This is a genomic window from Alteromonas sp. S167 (genome assembly GCF_036864375.1).
Lineage (GTDB): Bacteria > Pseudomonadota > Gammaproteobacteria > Enterobacterales > Alteromonadaceae > Alteromonas.
Map to the genome: position 1 here is coordinate 28,883 of NZ_JAZETR010000007.1, position 16,625 is coordinate 45,507.

Below are 16,625 nucleotides of genomic sequence, written 5' to 3' on the forward strand. Positions count from 1 at the left end.
CGCTTTGATATTGTTATGCGGCAAGGGGGTCAACGCTATCAAGGAGTTTCTGACTAAGCTTATCACCATCAAACAAGCCAGACTGTTGAGAGTGGCTGAGTTGGTGTGACGAAAGCGATAGTCTATGTGCCGTTATAGCGATAAACACGGCCTGCACATCTTCAGGTGTTACGTAGTCTTTTCCATCGACATACGCCCACGCTTTAGCCCCTTGTAACAATGCGCGACTTGCCCTTGGTGAAAGCGGGTTAGGGTAGTCATTACTTTCGCGACTTTCACTTACAAGTCGAAGGATGTAATGAATAATGGCATCGCTGGTATGCACGGCAGATACTTGTCTTTGCATATTAGTTAAATCTTGCTCATTACGAATGTGGTTAAGCGGCGCGGTAGTATCTTGTTGCAGTAACATAGCTTTCTCTGCTTCCCATGCGGGATAACCCAAAGAAATTCGCATGAAAAATCGGTCCAGCTGAGACTCAGGTAAAGGATAAGTGCCCGACTGATAGCTTGGGTTCTGTGTTGCAATAACAAAAAATGGTGATGGCAGGGCGTGGGTAACGCCATCCACACTGACTTGCCTTTCTTCCATTGCTTCAAGCAGGGCGCTTTGCGTTTTTGGACTGGCGCGGTTTAACTCGTCAGCTAATACGACCTGGCTAAATATGGGCCCGTGGCGAAACGAAAACTGTTTATCTATATCGGTTTCGCCGCTGTGGAAAATGTTTACGCCCAACATATCGGAGGGTAAAAGATCAGAGGTAAACTGTATTCGCGAGTACTGTAAGCCAAATACTTGTGAAAGCGCATGAGACAACGTCGTTTTGCCCATGCCCGGAAGGTCTTCAATAAGAAGGTGGCCGTTAGCCAGCAAGCAAGTTATGGCAAGTTTTAATTGATGAGCTTTTCCAATAATCTTTTCGCTAAGTGCGTTTTGAATTTCGATGATGTCTTTGCGCATTACTTTCCGCTTAAGGTTGAAAAAGAAAAAGGGTGCTTGATACGGGTATTTAATAAGTGGCTTCTATTTAACAGCCGTGCTTAATAGATCAAACACTCACTATACGTATAGTGTAGATTACCTGTTCAGGTTAGTACGTAGCGTCTTCGTTTTACGCTTTATTTCTTTTAATACTAGCAATTGCGCGGGTTGTGGTTCTAACGCACTTTTATACAAAGGTATGCAGCGTAATTACTGATGTTTTTCAGTAAAAGGCAGGATTAAGTGCTGCGTAGTTTTTCTGTGTTGTCTATAATGGGCGCTCTTAAAAAGGAAGTAGTTATGAAAAGCATTGAAATAGATGACGATTTATATGCCTTCATCGCCAGCCAAACTAAGCATATTGGTGAGAGTGCATCACAGATTTTAAGACGTTTATTATTACCGGAAGACGGTGCAGCGTCGAATAACTCAGAGTCTGAGCATTCGACAGAAAACGGTGCTTCAATAATAAAAGAAACAAAAACAAACGAAATAAAAAAAGCCGAAACTCATACTGAATCAAAGCCTGAGCCAGTAGAACCGTCGGAATCTGTGAAAAATAGCTCGGCCGAGGAAGCAACTGCTGCTAGCGCGACAATGCAAAACGTTAGCGCTAAAGCCAACGCTACAACAAAAACAGATAACAAAAAAACGCCAGTTAAAAAGCCGGTAGCAAAAGCGCCAGTCAAGAAGGCGCCAATTAAAAAAGCTACAGCAAAATCGGCAGCCCCAGACGTTACTGCTTCTCACGACAAACGCGATATTCTTGATGCCGTTTCAAAAGATGCTCTGTCTACTTTTACCAAACGCGTTGATCAATTCTTATTCATATTAAGTGCTGCTCATAAACTCAATGCTGAAAACTTCTCTAGCGTTGAGAGTATCAAAGGTAAAAACCGTACTTATTTTGCGACAAGCAAAGAAGCGTTACTTGAAAATGGTAGCAGCACCAATCCTAAAGCCATTCCCGATAGCCCGTTTTGGGTGGTAACCAATAACAATACTGCGAAAAAGACCAACATGCTGGAACAAGTCTTGCGTAACCTTGGTTATCAAGCAGATGTTATTGAAAGCGTAGTCGCGCGTTTTTCATCTGAAGGCAAGTAGGTCGAATTTAAATAAGGATTTTTTCATGGCATTACACCCAGAAGCGGGTAAGGCTGCGTCAAGTGCGCAGCTTATTAACGTGGCGCAATTGGTCAGTGAGTATTACAGCTTTAAACCCAATGTAAGCGAGCCTGGTGAGGCAGTATCATTTGGTACGTCTGGTCACCGCGGAACTGCATCAAATTATACTTTCACCGATACCCATATTAGTGCAATTTGCCAGGCGCTGGTGGAATATCGGGAACAGGAGAGTATTACTGGGCCATTGTTTATTGGTAAGGACACACACGCATTGTCTGAGCCTGCCATGATAACCGCAATTGAAGTGCTATGTGCAAATGGTGTTGAAGTGGTAATCCAGCGAAGTGATAACGACAGCATGGGTTACACACCAACGCCGGTTATCTCTCGAACTATCGTACGTTATAACCGCCAGAGTAGCGAACAGCGTGCCGATGGTATTGTAATAACGCCTTCACACAATCCGCCTTCAGACGGCGGCTTTAAATACAACCCTCCACACGGTGGCCCTGCCGATAGCGACGTTACCAAACAAATCCAAGAACGCGCAAACGCATTAATTGCCGATGGGAATGTGGACGTTAAACGCATCGATATTCGAAGCGCTACCCAGAAAAAACTGTATCGCGAAGACGACTTTATGGAGCCATACATTGATGACCTCGCGAAGGTTATTGATATGGACGCTATAGCGAAAGCGAATTTAAAACTTGGTACAGATCCTCTTGGTGGCGCAGGCGTTGGCTATTGGGCGCGTATTGCTGAAAAATATGGCCTCAGCATTACCGTAGTTAACGATAAAGTTGACCCTCAGTTTGGTTTTATGCGCCGAGATAAAGACGGCAAACTGCGAATGGATTGTTCGTCAGCTTACGCAATGGCAGGCTTAATTGAGCTTAAAGATAACTTCGACTTGGCGTGGGGTAACGACCCAGATTTTGACCGTCACGGTATTGTATGTAAAAGCGCAGGGTTAATGAATCCAAATCATTACCTAGCGGTGGCAATAAATTATCTTTACACCCATCGCCCGCAATGGCCTGAAACGCTGCGAATAGGTAAAACACTCGTTTCTAGCAGTATGATAGACCGCGTGGCTAATAGCCTAGGAAAGCCATTAGCTGAAATGCCTGTCGGTTTTAAGTGGTTTGTTGATGGGTTGTCCAACAGTGATATTGGTTTTGCTGGCGAAGAAAGTGCTGGTGGTATTTTCCTTGAGCGAGACGGCAGCACGTGGGCAACTGATAAAGATGGTTTTATTTTATGTTTGCTTGCTGCAGAAATTTTGGCGGTAACAGGGAAAGATCCTGGCGAGCACTATCAGGCGTTAACGCAAAAGTTTTCTGCGCCGGTCTACAATCGTGTAGATGTAGCGGCAACGTTAGAACAAAAACAGAAATTGTCTGCAATGGACGCATCTGTTGTAACTAGCGACACACTAGCAGGAGAGCCCATTACGGCTGTGCAAACTCATGCGCCCGGTAATAACGCTGCTATTGGTGGTGTAAAGGTATCAACTGAAAATGGCTGGTTTGCGGCTCGCCCGTCAGGCACTGAACAAATCTATAAAATTTATGCCGAAAGCTTCAAAGGTGAAAATCACTTACAAGAATTAATCTCTGAGGCCGAGGCGTTAGTAGGAAAAATAATCAAATAAGCTCAAAAAATACTCACCTTGCAATCCTTTTTGTAAATAGAATGTTAAAAAGTGCATGAATACATACGAATTCATGCGTTTTTTTTGTAATTTTAACAAAATTTTTACAACATTATCGGTTTTGCACTGCTATATTGCTGTCATATTCTTAAGATATTATGTAATTAAATTACACATTGTGGTGGTTACCACTTTTTTATTCACTAAGAGTGAGAAGCAAAATGAACGCTAAAGCGACCAAGACGCAAAATTCTCCCGTTATCGATAAAGCGGCTTTTAAAGCAGCCGTTGTTAAACATCTACACTGCACGCTAGGCACTGATGAAAATAAAGCAAACAACCATGCCTGGTGGAAAGCAACGTGTGCTGCTATTCAAGAACAAGTACTGGAAGGCTTACGCAAAACGCAAAAAAGCCACTATGTAAACGACACTCGAGCAGTGCACTACTTCTCAGCTGAATTCCTTATGGGCCGTTTGTTGTCTAACAACCTACAAAACTTTGGTTTGTTTGACGTAGCAAGTGATGCACTAAAAGAGCTAGGCGTTGAAATCTCAGACGTACTTGAAGAAGAGCCTGATATGGCACTTGGTAACGGTGGTCTGGGTCGTCTTGCTGCATGTTTTATTGACTCACTAGCCACCATGGAATTACCAGCAATTGGTTACGGTATTCACTACGAGCATGGTCTTTTCCGCCAAGAAATTAAGAGCGGTGCGCAGATTGAGCGCCCAGATAGCTGGCGTGACTACGGCAACCCTTGGGAAATTTGCCGTCCAGAATCAATTCAAGAAGTGTCGTTGTACGGTTACGTAGAAACTAAATACGGTGAAAACGGTCGCGTTCTTAAAGAATGGCACCCTGGTTCTATCGTTAAAGGTGTTCCATGGGATATCCCTGTAGTTGGTTATGAGGGTAAAACCGTAAACGTACTGCGTTTATGGCAGTCTGAAGCATCAGATTACTTTAACTGGGACGTATTCAATGCGGGCGGTTATGTAGATGCTCAGCGTGAAAATGTGTCGGCAGAAACTATTTCAAAAGTGCTTTACCCGAATGACGAAACTGAAGCAGGTAAAGAACTTCGTCTTATTCAGCAGTACTTCTTCTGCTCTTGTTCACTGAAAGATATTATCCGCCGTTACAAGCGTGCTCATGGTGACGATTGGAGCCGTTTTGCAGACCAAGTCGTTATTCAGCTTAACGATACTCACCCTGCTATTGCTGTTCCAGAGCTTATGCGTATTCTTGTTGACCGAGCAGAGCTAGGTTGGGATGAAGCGTGGGCAATTTCTACAAAAGTATTTGCTTACACAAACCATACTCTTCTGCCTGAAGCGCTAGAAAAGTGGCCTGCGCGTATGATCGAAAAAATCTTGCCGCGTCACCTAGAAATCATTTATGAAATTAATCACCGCTTTATGGCAGAAGTTGATAAGAAATGGCCTGGCGACAATGCTATGAAGGCAAAACTTTCTATCATTGAAGAAGGTAACGAGAAAATGGTTCGTATGGGCCACCTATCAGTTATCGGTTCATTTGCGGTAAACGGTGTGGCAGAAATGCACTCTCGTTTGGTTAAGTCATCGTTGTTCCCAGAGTTTGACGAGCTTTACCCTGGTAAGCTTACTAACGTGACAAACGGTATTACACCACGTCGTTGGTTGAAAGCATGTAACCCAGCGTTGTCTAAACTCATTGATAAGAAAATTGGTGATGACTGGCCACGCGATCTGGATAAACTTCAGGGCCTAGCGAAATTTGCGGGCAACAAAACGTTCCAAAAGCAGTTTATGAAAGTGAAGCTGGAGAACAAAGAGCTGCTAGCAGAAGAGATTCGCAAGTCACTTGATTTAGAAGTAGATGTAAACGCCATTTTTGATGTTCAAATTAAGCGTCTTCACGAGTACAAGCGTCAGCACCTTGCATTACTGCACATTATGGCACTTTACCGTCGTATTCTAGAAAACCCAGACTACGATATGCATCCACGTGTGTTTATTTTCGGTGCAAAAGCGGCGCCAGGCTACAAGCTTGCTAAAGACATTATTTATGCAATCAACAAGGTTGCTGAGAAGATCAACAACGATCCTCGCGTCAACAACAAAATTAAAGTGGCTTTCTTGCCAAACTACCGCGTATCGCTAGCTGAAAAGATGATTCCTGCTGCTGACGTATCTGAGCAAATCAGTACGGCAGGTAAGGAAGCGTCGGGTACCGGTAACATGAAGCTTGCGCTAAATGGAGCGGTTACCATCGGTACACTAGATGGTGCAAACGTTGAAATTGCCGAAGAAGTTGGCGACGACAACATCTTTATCTTCGGTTTAACGGTTGAAGAAGTAAATGAGTTGAAAGCAAACGGCTACAACCCATACGACTACTACTATCAAGACGCTGAAATTAAAGCAGTACTAGATTGGCTAGAGACTGACTACTTCACACCAGGTAAGCCAGGTGCGTTAGTATCTATCAAGCAAAGCCTTCTTGATAATGGCGACCCGTACATGGTGTTGGCAGATTTCCGTGCTTACTCAGACGCCCAAATCGCTGTTGATGCTGCGTATCGTGACAAAGAGCGCTGGGCAGAAATGGCCATCGTGAATACTGCGAGAATGGGTAAATTTACATCCGACCGCTCGATTAAAGATTATGTAGAGCGCGTTTGGAAACTATCTGCATGCAAAGTAGAAAGTTAATATTATACCTTTTGAACAAGAGCCCAGCGATGAGATATGCGCTGGGCTTTTTTATTTCAATTACCTTATTAGACGTAAGTATAAAATTCGTCAATTTGTAGTAAATACGGGCTGTTTAGTTTTGATTTGCGTCCTAAAACCCGATAAATTGGCGCTTCATATACGCGACAACACACACCACACTTAGTTGGGTGTAATAAACTATAAAGCCGTATATATATTCATACGTTACCGTCGTTGCACCTTTATATGCACCATGGTCTGATATACGAAGTTGTTTTTAGTACCTAAGCGCAGTTTGCGTAAGGAAAACATGCATGAGCCAAGTTCATACATCGCTGGCAACGATCCCTAATCGTTTTGCATTTATAGACAGTGTCTCGAGACAAGCGTCTCGCTGTACTTCACTGTCTTTGATGCTAGTAGATGTGGTGAGGTTTTCTGACGTAACAACCAGCCTTGGTATTCATATTGGCGACCGATTTCTGTTAGAAATCGCTAACCGAATTCAATCTCTTTTCGGAAGTAGTGCATCTGTAGGTCGCATCAGTGGCGACGTGTTTGGTATTGTTTTTCCAAACGAAAGCAATGACGTGATTATGCGTCGAATGTTTGAGAGACTCGTTGAGCATTTCAAAACCCCCATGCACCATGAAAATAACGCGTTTATTGCCGATTTCAATGTGGGTGTGGTTAGCGCTCAGCGTACAGGTTTTGACATAACTACGTTTGTATCCCGAGCTGAAACTGCATTAAAACAAGCCAAAGAAAATAAATACGACAATTATTTTGCGCTTTCAACAAAAGACAAAATGGATACAGGTCGAAGTCTTGCGCTAAAAGCAGACCTAAAACGAGCGCTAGCCAACGGCGAGTTAGAGCTATACTTCCAACCAAAGGTTGATTTATCCACCCTTCAAATTGTGGGGGCAGAGTGTTTATTACGTTGGAATCATCCACTTGATGGTGTGTTGTTCCCGGGACCTCTTATTGAGGCGGCTGAATCGTATAACATGATGAATGAATTGGGGTATTGGACGCTTGAGCAAGCTTTCAAAGCCTTGGCTAACTTCGATTCTCACCGCTTAGACATTACACTGGCAGTAAACATTTCTCCTACACAGCTGTACGACAATCAGCTGGTACCAACGCTAAAGTCACTGAGTAGCCACTACAACATGCCGTTGTCTCGTATAGAGTTAGAGCTAACGGAAGATGTTGCGTTATCAAATAGCTTAATGGTGAAAAAACAACTAGACCAGTTACGGTATTTAGGCGTTTCAATCTCGGTAGACGACTTTGGAAAGGGGTACTCAAACTTAGCGTATATACGTGACTTAGATTTAGACTCGCTGAAGATTGATAAGTCATTTGTTATGGAGCTTGAGCAACATCCTGTAAACCGCGCAATCATAGAGGCTGCTAGGATTATCGGGCAGGCAAAAGGTTGTAGTGTTGTTGCAGAGGGCATAGAAACAATCGATCAACTACATATATTGCGAGAAGTAGGCGTGTCGCAAGGGCAGGGGTATTTGTTCTCACGCGCAGTGCCGCTAAACGACTTTGTGATGCTAACGCAGCAAGATATTATTATTGGCCATTCACCTAGAAGACAGAAAGCGTAATCTTTAAAGCCGAGCACGTAGCTCGAGTAAATGTAAATTTCGTACCACGACTTATACCTCCTTTATTCTTCTAAATTTTCCAATCAAGATGATTTTGTAAACTGCAGTCGATAAACTATAAGCACTTTTGTTCAATATGGTTTATTCATGCAAGCACTTATCGAAAATGGCAACTTTCTCTCTTTATCTCGCCGTTCACCAGAGACATTTTCAAATAGCACTCAGTTTACGTTAGATAACGGCACTCACGTTGAAATATCTGCACCAGGCATTATTAGCTTTTTCCCTAAGCGCAATGCCGACAAGGTTAAGCAGATAGTTTTGTCTTGTGGCGTTCACGGTAACGAAACTGCGCCAATTGAGATTTGTGACGAGCTCGTTCAAAAAATTCTTAAGGGGGAGTTAGTTCTTGCACATAATGTGCTGTTCTTGTTTGGTAATCTTCCCGCTATGGATATTGCAGAGCGTTTCGTAGAAGAAAACATGAACAGATTGTTTAGTGGTGCACATTCACAGGGGGAGGGCCTTATTAACCAAGAGCGAGTACGTGCGAAGCAGCTTGAAGATGCGGTAGCCGGTTTTTATGCAAGAAGCGAAGGCACGCGATACCATTATGACCTACACACTGCCATTCGTGCTTCGAAAAATGAGAAGTTTGCCGTATATCCTTTCCTTCACGATAGAAAGCACAGCAAGGGGCAGCTTGCCTTTTTGGCGGCCTGTGGTGTGAAAACCATCTTACTTTCAGAAAGTGCCACCACAACGTTCAGCTACTACTCATCTTATCAGCACAATGCTCACGCGTTTACGGTTGAACTTGGTAAAGTGCGCCCGTTTGGTGAAAACGATATGAGCCGTTTTGCCGACGCGAAAAAAGCCATTACGTCTTTAATTTCACTAGATAATTTTGCACCTGAAATAGACATAGAAACATTAGATATATACCGCGTTAATCAGGTCATTAATAGACACGAAGAAGATTTTCAGCTGCATTTCGACGACGATACACCAAACTTTATGGATTACGCCAAAGGTACGATACTGGCCAGTGAAACGGGCGCTGAATATGTAGCGCAGCAAGATGGTGAAGCGATTGTATTCCCTAACGCAAAAGTTGCCATTGGTCAGCGTGCTCTGCTAACGGTAGTGCCTACAACATTGGAAGATTTAGATGTTTAAGCTTGATGATCGTTTACAAAACGATACACATTTTGTCTGCGATTTAAGTCTATGTCGTGTACTGTTAATGAATGATAGTCAATTCCCTTGGCTCATTTTAGTGCCTATGAAAGCTGATATGGCAGATATTATAGACTTGTCTGAAGAAGAACAGCGTATGTTGTTGGAAGAGTCTGCCCATGTATCAAAGGCGATGAAAGCTCAGTTTTCACCGTATAAACTGAATGTGGCTGCTATTGGCAATGTGGTACGTCAACTTCATGTGCACCATGTCGCGCGATTTGAAGACGATGTAGCATGGCCTAAGCCTGTTTGGGGTAACCAGCCCCCGTTGCCATACTCAGAAGAAAAAGTGCAAGTGCTGCTTAAACAGCTTCGCGATGCGTTATTGTAATAAGACAAATACGTGTTTACTTGGGCGTTTTAATAGACGTGCAATAGCTCGTGTATAAAAGACGAATAGAATAAAAGGAGTTATCCATGATAGTGTCAACAACACCCACGTTAGAAGGGCATAAAATTGAAGCGTACTACGGCATAGTGGTAGGCGAGGCAGTGATGGGCGCAAACGTGTTTAAAGATTTGTTTGCATCAATTCGCGATATTGTTGGCGGTCGTTCGGGGTCGTATGAGGAAGAGTTGACCCGCGCGAGAAAGCTTGCGTTTACCGAGTTAGAGCATGAAGCGCGTAGCATGGGAGCGAATGCAGTTGTGGGCATCGACTTAGACTACCAAGTTATCGGTGATAAAGGCAGTATGTTGATGGTGAGTATTAGCGGTACTGCAGTAAAAACCACGCCTTTGTAATTCGCTAAAAACGCGTTTGCTTTAGATAAACCATCTCAAAAACATAAGGACTTACCATGCCAGGAAAATGGCTAGCGCTTTTGTGCGTGCTGTGCATTGGGCCGCTTCAAGCGCAAGATGCACTTCAATATCAAAAACCCTCTGAAGAAATTCTCAACCTTGTAGACGTAACACTGGCTCCCGCCACGTTGTTAGATGATGCACAAGAGAACATGGTGCTCATCTTTCGCGATAACTATAAGTCTATTGATGACTTGTCAAAAGAGGAACTGCGTCTCGCAGGCCTTCGCATTGACCCCGTTACCAACATTGGTAGTCGTGTTACCTATTACAACAAGCTTGAAGTAAAACGCGTTGGTGAGCAAAAAAGCAGTGTGGTGAAAGGCTTACCATCGGCACCTAAGTTAGCAAACTTCAAATGGTCACCCGATCAACGCTTTATTGCATTTACACACACCACTAAACAGCAAGTAGAATTGTGGGTGTTAAGTATTGAAAAAGCCTCGGCAAAACGCTTATTTAGCAAGCCAATCAATGCCAATATGGGTGATGCAATAAGTTGGGATGCCGACGGTAAATCGCTGCTGGTAAAAGTAGTACCAGGCGACAGAAGGCCATTAATTGATACCAGTATAGCAGTACCAACAGGGCCAACCATTTCAGTGAGTGATGGCAAAAAAGCACAAAATAGAACATACCAAGATTTACTTAAGAATAAAAACGACGAGGCTAATTTCGAGCAGTTAGCACGCGCTGAAATGTATCGCGTTACCCTTGATGGTAAAGCAGCGCTGTGGCGTAAAGCGGGTATGTACGGTGAAGTAAGTGTTTCACCAAGCGGCGATTATGTGATGGTGCAAGAGTATCAGCGACCGTTTTCTTACCTTGTGACGTATCGCCGTTTCGGACACACCGTTAATGTGTACAACAAAGACGCGAAACTTGCCAAAACGATTGTTTCAGTGCCTTTAATTGAAGATTTACCACAAGGTTTTATGGCCGTTAGAACAGGTCCAAGAGATGTACAATGGCGAAACGATAAGCCTAACACTATCGTTTATGCAGAAGCCTTAGATGGTGGTGATCCAGAGACAAAAGTGGCGCATCGCGACAAATTAATGCAGCTTTCAGCACCATTTAGCGGTGACGCAAAAGAATTACTGAAAACAGAAGACCGCTTTTATCAATTTATTTGGAAAGACGACAGCCTAGCTATTGCACGAGATTATTGGTGGAATACGCGAAATACAAAAACCTATGTATTTAGTCCTAACCAAAGCAGTGCGGCGCGCATAATTTCAGACCGTAGTTATCAAGACCGTTACAGCGACCCTGGTAGTTTCGTAACGAAGAAGAATGCATTTTTTAAAGATGAGCTTGTAGTAAAAGACAACAGTGTTTTCCTACTGGGTGATGGGTTCACACCAGAGGGGCAATTTCCATTTTTGGATAAGCTCAATTTAGATTCACTGGAAACTACACGTTTATACACGTCAGAACTTGAAGGTAAATATGAAGATTTACGCGAGTTTAATTTAGAAGAAAACCGTCTTCTTGTGCGAATTGAATCGAAGCGCGATTATCCAAACTATTATTTTAGAAACCTAGATGATAAATCGTTAACGCAGTTAACCGAATTTGCTAATCCGTTTGAAAGTATTCAAAACGTGAAGAAAGAGGTTATTAGCTATAAGCGCGACGACGGCTTGGATTTAACCGGTACTTTGTACTTACCTACAAATTACGTAGAAGGTGAACGTTACCCAATGATTTTGTGGGCGTATCCAAGAGAATTTAAAGATAAATCTAGCGCTGGGCAGAATACGCAAAACCCAAATAGTTTTACTTATCCGTGGTATGGCTCTCCTATTTATTGGGTAACTAAGGGTTATGTTGTATTGGATGATGCGTCTTTTCCTATTGTGGGTGAGGGTGATGAGGAGCCCAATGATACATTTAGAACACAACTTGTCGCTAATGCTAAGGCTGCTATTGACGCACTGGACGCAAGAAAGCTGATTGATAGGGAGCGCGTCGCCGTAGGTGGTCATAGCTATGGTGCGTTTATGGTGGCTAATTTGTTGTCGCATTCTGATTTATTCGCGGCAGGTATAGCGCGCTCAGGGGCATATAACCGCACCCTTACACCATTTGGCTTTCAGTCTGAAGAGCGTCATTATTGGGACGCACCTGAGGTGTACTACACCATGTCGCCGTTTATGCATGCTGACAAAATGAAAACGCCATTGTTATTAATTCATGGCGAAGCTGACAATAATTCAGGTACATATCCCATGCAAAGCGAGCGTTATTTCAATGCACTTAAAGGCTTAGGCGCGGTCACAAGGCTAGTGATGCTGCCAAAAGAGAGCCATGGCTATCGTGCAAAAGAAAGTGTGCTTCACACACTTTGGGAGCAAGATCAGTGGCTTGAAAAGTACGTGAAGAATAAAGCCGTTAAAGCTGATTAAAAGCAGAATGCATACACTGTCTAAATAGAATAAAAAGGAAGCGTAAGCTTCCTTTTTCATATGCTTAAATTATCGACATACCACACATAGAACCCTATACTTTAACGTACATTGTGTGTTTGGAAGGTAGTAACATGGAAACAAGTAAGTTTGGCGCACACGGTGAGGTAAAGGCTTCTTTCGACCCTCGTCAAAACATCCTCTTTATTGATCTTATCGGCCCATTCAACTTGGAGTTTATGAGTAGATACGAAACTGTAGTAGGTGCTCAAAGGGCTAAAATAGAATCTCCATGCTGGGCAAGCCTAGTTAATGTAAATGGCTTAGGCCTTGCGCCTATGGCTGCTACAACAAGTGCTCACGATATTGTAGATAAGGCAGAAATAAAAGGGTTGGTAGCTACAGCTATTATTCTTAACGAAACCGAAGGGCTTGAACTTCAAAAGAAATTTTGGACACGGCTTTATACGGGCTCATCGTTACCCTTCTCTTTTTTCTCAAACAAAGAAGATGCATTAGCGTGGCTTCAACAGCATATTAATAGTTGTGAGCAAACGACGAAAGCAGGGCGCTTAGCATAACCTGCTTTAAACACGCACTTGCTACCAATCGTCTTCGTCATCGAAACCGTTTTTCTTCTTCTCTGAATTGTTGGCGTTATTTACGTCAACATGGCTTTTACTCGCGTTATCTCCTTCAACTTTCCCATTATCATCAGCCGATTTAGAAGGCGTAGGAAATTTAAATTTGGCACTATATTTAAGCAGTGTAATATTGCCAACTATCACACCAAGTACCAATAAGATAATAACTACTGTCCAGGTTACATCCATTACTCTTTTCCTCTATGGACTTAACGACGTTATTGTTAGCTTATTTATCGTTGCCATTATTTAACACGTAACGTGGGTACAAAACTTCAAGTAGTGAAAGAATAGTGGTTTTACCTTCTATATCGCTTTGCGTTAGCGTGTTTTCCAACGCGGTAACGTTTCTAGCGTCTTCAAACTGTATAGCGGTATCAGCATGACTTAAATGCCAAGGCTCACGTGCCACGCCGCCGTTATGTTTACTGAAAGGGCGAAAAAAACCAAAAATTGCCATGTTTTCCTCAAGCCAAGAAGCAAGGGAATAGCATGGCCCGCCTTCTTCGTATTCATTTTCCACCAAATTAAAGTGACCACCCCACTGTTCAACCGACGATTTATCATACACATCGAAATCTGTCCCCCAATGATGACGACTGCCTCCAGGGAGGGCAGACCACATTAAGATAGCATGTAGTTTGTCAGTATTGCTTAGCGCGCTAGAAACCAGTGGTTGGCTATTTTCATCAAGAATAGGGGCTTCTCCGCGCCATTTTCTATTAAAAATTGCTAGCTGGCGGTCAAAGTTGCGGTAGCTACTTACAAGCTGCAGATCTATCCCGTCACGTTTTGCTGCTTGTTGCATCGCCTTGAAGCGTTCAAATACATCAGGATGCAGTTTATGATTGATGCCAGCATCAACAAGGTAGTCATTGTGCTGGCCTAACCATTGGGCGTCTTTAATACGACTCATTAGTTTGCCAGCAGGCGCTCTAAAATGCCGAAGTACATATCTGCAAGCTGTTCTAAGTCAGCCATTTTTACGCACTCGTCAATTTTGTGAATGGTGGCATTTACAGGCCCTAATTCTATAACTTGTGCTCCAGTAGGCGCTATAAAACGTCCATCAGAGGTGCCGCCGGCAGTAGAAAGCACCGTTGGCTTTCCTTTTACCGCTTCAATTGCGCCTTGCGTTGCTTCAAGTAATGCACCAGTATCGGTTAGAAATGGCTGTCCGTTAAAAGTCCACTTTATGTCATAGTCTAGGCCGTGCTTATCTAAAATAGCGAGTACACGGTCTATGAGTATTTGGTCGGTAACTTCGGTTGAAAAACGGAAGTTAAAACAAACGTGCAATTCACCGGGAATAACGTTACCTGCTCCCGTGCCGCCGTGAATATTAGATATTTGGAAACTGGTAGGTGGGAAAAAGTCGTTACCGTTATCCCAATGCGACTTTGCAAGTTCGTCTAAGGCAGCCGCCGCAAGGTGCACAGGATTTTTAGCAAGGTGAGGGTAGGCTACGTGACCTTGAACACCTTTTACCACTAAATCACCTGTTAATGAGCCTCTGCGTCCATTCTTTACAATGTCGCCCACTTCGTCTGTGGATGACGGTTCACCCACCACACACCAGTCTATTTTTTCATTACGCGCTTCAAGTGTGTCGATAACGCGGGTAGTGCCGTTAATGAATGGACCTTCCTCATCACTGGTGATCAAATACGCAATGCTGCCTTTATGGTCGGGATACTTAGTCACAAACTCTCGGGTTGCAACAAGCATAGCTGCAAGGCTACCTTTCATATCAGCTGCGCCACGCCCATGCAGGTAGCCATCTTTTTCGGTAGCTACAAATGGTGGCGTCTGCCATGCGTCTTCAGGTCCACTCGGTACTACATCAGTGTGTCCTGCGAAACAGAAAAGAGGGCCTTGGCTACCACGTCTTGACCATAGGTTAGTCGTATCTTCAAATACCATGGTCTCGTTGTTGAAACCTAGACTACCTAAAAAGTCCTTCATAGCGTCTTGGCAGCCAGCATCTTCAGGGGTAACCGAGCGGCGATTCATCAAGTTTTTTGCAATATCAATAACCGAGTCGTTTAACAAAATATTTCCTCATACTGAGCGGGCTTAAAACCGATGTGAAACGCATTGTCGTGATGCAGTATGGGGCGTTTAACCATGGCGGGGTGAAGCTCAAGAAGTGCTAGCGCTTTGTTTTTATCTATTGATGCTTTCTCTGCCTCGTCTAGCTGTCTAAACGTCGTTCCACGTTTATTTAGCATAACTTCCCATCCAAGCTCAGCTTCAGCTTGCTTTAAAAAGTCGGCACTAATGCCGTCTTTCCTATAATCGTGAAACGTAAAAGTGACGTTGTTATCTGCTAACCATTTTTTTGCTTTTTTGATGGTGTCGCAGTTAGGGATTCCATACAGGACTGTACTCATTGAATATTATCCATACTACTTGTTGTTAGTTAATCATTATCGGTTTTCGCTGAGTGCGAGATAACGCAATTATAGATAAAGCGAAAGCAATGCATCTTCGCCCGCCTCAACGTATTTTGCGGTTGTAGGTAGAACGCCAATAAGCGCTTTGACGTTCACTACTGTCATTATACAAACATTCGACACACCTTTCTGCTTCAACCATCCAGTATTAACCGTAAATAATGTGTCGTTCTTCGCGAAACGCGCGCCCCTATTTAATGCACAGGTAAATTTTTCACCCATTAAGTGATGAGTTTCTTCGCCGTATTTGATTCGACATTTTAAGCCTACCGACGATTTTATTTCGATGGCGTAATCGAGGGGCGATACATTTAATACAATACCGTCGAAGGGCGCTTTGATAACACTTGCAGTAGAGCTTATGGCTGCGCCGGGGCCCATGAACCCGTTACGTAAAAGCTTATCGTTTATGTTTTGAAGCTCAATGACTTGGCCAGACAAAGGACTGGTTATTGAAAACTGTTTTTTAAACTCGTCGGGTTGGCAAGTTAACAATTTATCCATCACCGCTATGCATCCTCGTTAACGGTGTACCCTGCTTTTTTTAACGCACTTACGGCGTCTTTAAGTTTGTTGCCTTTCACTAAGAAAAAGTCTGTGTCGAAGGTAGAGACAACAAAAATAGGTACCTTAGCCGCAGCAAGTACTTGACCTATCTGCGCCATTATTCCTATCAAAGAAAGATGCAAAGGTCCTAATAACTCAAGTGCTTTCCAGCCTTCGTCACAATCAAGTGAATCGACTTCAACGGAATTGGGAACCACAATAGATAACTCTTCTTCTGTTTTACCCAAGAAAAAAAGTGGGCTTTTCAACACAGAGGAAGGGATGTCGCTTTCTGGGTCCAGACTGTGAATTGTAAATAAGTCGTCACGGACTAATAGTGTTTGTTTTGGCATGCGATAACGAAAAAAAAGAAAACATCGAAGATACGTTTATTAAACCACTAACTGTGATTAAGTGCTACGTGTTATCCA

16 protein-coding genes are annotated in these 16,625 nt (G+C 43.3%); 9 read left to right on the plus strand and 7 right to left on the minus strand.

Features of this window, described 5'->3' with window-relative positions:
- Positions 1 to 13: 13 nt before the first annotated feature.
- Positions 14 to 961, minus strand: a complete 948-nt coding sequence (locus tag V7R35_RS11770; protein ID WP_334015045.1) for an AAA family ATPase — start codon at positions 959 to 961, stop codon at positions 14 to 16.
- Positions 962 to 1,282: 321 nt separating this feature from the next.
- On the opposite strand from V7R35_RS11770, the gene seqA reads away from it, so the two are divergent.
- From seqA to V7R35_RS11815, 9 genes are all read left to right on the plus strand, one after another.
- Complete coding sequence (gene seqA, locus V7R35_RS11775; protein ID WP_334015046.1) at positions 1,283 to 2,089, plus strand: replication initiation negative regulator SeqA; 807 nt, start codon at positions 1,283 to 1,285, stop codon at positions 2,087 to 2,089.
- Positions 2,090 to 2,114: 25 nt separating this feature from the next.
- Entirely contained in the window at positions 2,115 to 3,767 is a 1,653-nt protein-coding gene (gene pgm, locus V7R35_RS11780; protein ID WP_334015048.1) for a phosphoglucomutase (alpha-D-glucose-1,6-bisphosphate-dependent), read from the plus strand.
- A gap of 221 nt (positions 3,768 to 3,988) precedes the next feature.
- Positions 3,989 to 6,466: a glycogen/starch/alpha-glucan phosphorylase gene (locus V7R35_RS11785; protein ID WP_334015049.1), complete on the plus strand. Its 2,478-nt coding sequence runs from the start codon at positions 3,989 to 3,991 to the stop codon at positions 6,464 to 6,466.
- Positions 6,467 to 6,783: 317 nt separating this feature from the next.
- A complete protein-coding gene (locus V7R35_RS11790; RefSeq protein WP_334015050.1) occupies positions 6,784 to 8,091 on the plus strand; it encodes a putative bifunctional diguanylate cyclase/phosphodiesterase in 1,308 nt (435 codons plus the stop codon).
- A 147-nt stretch (positions 8,092 to 8,238) separates the two neighbouring features.
- The gene (astE, locus tag V7R35_RS11795) at positions 8,239 to 9,270 is read left to right on the plus strand and encodes a succinylglutamate desuccinylase (protein WP_334015051.1); all 1,032 of its coding nucleotides are present in this window, start codon (positions 8,239 to 8,241) and stop codon (positions 9,268 to 9,270) included.
- The gene (locus V7R35_RS11800) at positions 9,263 to 9,664 is read left to right on the plus strand and encodes an HIT family protein (RefSeq protein ID WP_334015052.1); all 402 of its coding nucleotides are present in this window, start codon (positions 9,263 to 9,265) and stop codon (positions 9,662 to 9,664) included. Before astE ends, V7R35_RS11800 begins: the two co-directional genes overlap by 8 nt.
- An 86-nt stretch (positions 9,665 to 9,750) precedes the next feature.
- Complete coding sequence (locus V7R35_RS11805) at positions 9,751 to 10,077, plus strand: heavy metal-binding domain-containing protein (RefSeq protein ID WP_334015053.1); 327 nt, start codon at positions 9,751 to 9,753, stop codon at positions 10,075 to 10,077.
- Positions 10,078 to 10,133: 56 nt separating this feature from the next.
- Positions 10,134 to 12,548, plus strand: coding sequence for a S9 family peptidase (locus V7R35_RS11810; RefSeq protein ID WP_334015054.1), 2,415 nt, complete (start codon positions 10,134 to 10,136; stop codon positions 12,546 to 12,548).
- A gap of 134 nt (positions 12,549 to 12,682) precedes the next feature.
- Positions 12,683 to 13,129 carry a hypothetical protein gene (locus tag V7R35_RS11815; RefSeq protein ID WP_334015055.1) on the plus strand — a complete coding sequence of 149 codons (447 nt, stop codon included), beginning with the start codon at positions 12,683 to 12,685 and terminating at the stop codon, positions 13,127 to 13,129.
- Positions 13,130 to 13,150: 21 nt separating this feature from the next.
- Here V7R35_RS11815 and V7R35_RS11820 read toward each other — a convergent pair whose 3' ends face one another.
- The 6 genes from V7R35_RS11820 to V7R35_RS11845 all read right to left on the minus strand — a co-directional run bounded on the left by V7R35_RS11820 (position 13,151) and on the right by V7R35_RS11845 (position 16,547).
- Positions 13,151 to 13,381, minus strand: a complete 231-nt coding sequence (locus tag V7R35_RS11820; RefSeq protein WP_334015056.1) for a DUF2897 family protein — start codon at positions 13,379 to 13,381, stop codon at positions 13,151 to 13,153.
- Positions 13,382 to 13,421: 40 nt separating this feature from the next.
- Positions 13,422 to 14,108, minus strand: coding sequence for a M15 family metallopeptidase (locus tag V7R35_RS11825; RefSeq protein ID WP_334015057.1), 687 nt, complete (start codon positions 14,106 to 14,108; stop codon positions 13,422 to 13,424).
- Entirely contained in the window at positions 14,108 to 15,244 is a 1,137-nt protein-coding gene (dapE, locus tag V7R35_RS11830) for a succinyl-diaminopimelate desuccinylase (RefSeq protein ID WP_334015059.1), read from the minus strand. Before dapE ends, V7R35_RS11825 begins: the two co-directional genes overlap by 1 nt.
- Entirely contained in the window at positions 15,238 to 15,585 is a 348-nt protein-coding gene (locus V7R35_RS11835; protein WP_334015060.1) for an ArsC family reductase, read from the minus strand. Before V7R35_RS11835 ends, dapE begins: the two co-directional genes overlap by 7 nt.
- Positions 15,586 to 15,654: 69 nt before the next feature.
- On the minus strand, positions 15,655 to 16,152 hold the full coding sequence (locus tag V7R35_RS11840) for a PTS sugar transporter subunit IIA (RefSeq protein WP_334015061.1): 498 nt from the start codon (positions 16,150 to 16,152) through the stop codon (positions 15,655 to 15,657).
- A 5-nt stretch (positions 16,153 to 16,157) separates the two neighbouring features.
- Complete coding sequence (locus V7R35_RS11845; protein ID WP_334015062.1) at positions 16,158 to 16,547, minus strand: ACT domain-containing protein; 390 nt, start codon at positions 16,545 to 16,547, stop codon at positions 16,158 to 16,160.
- Between the last annotated feature and the right edge of the window lie 78 nt (positions 16,548 to 16,625).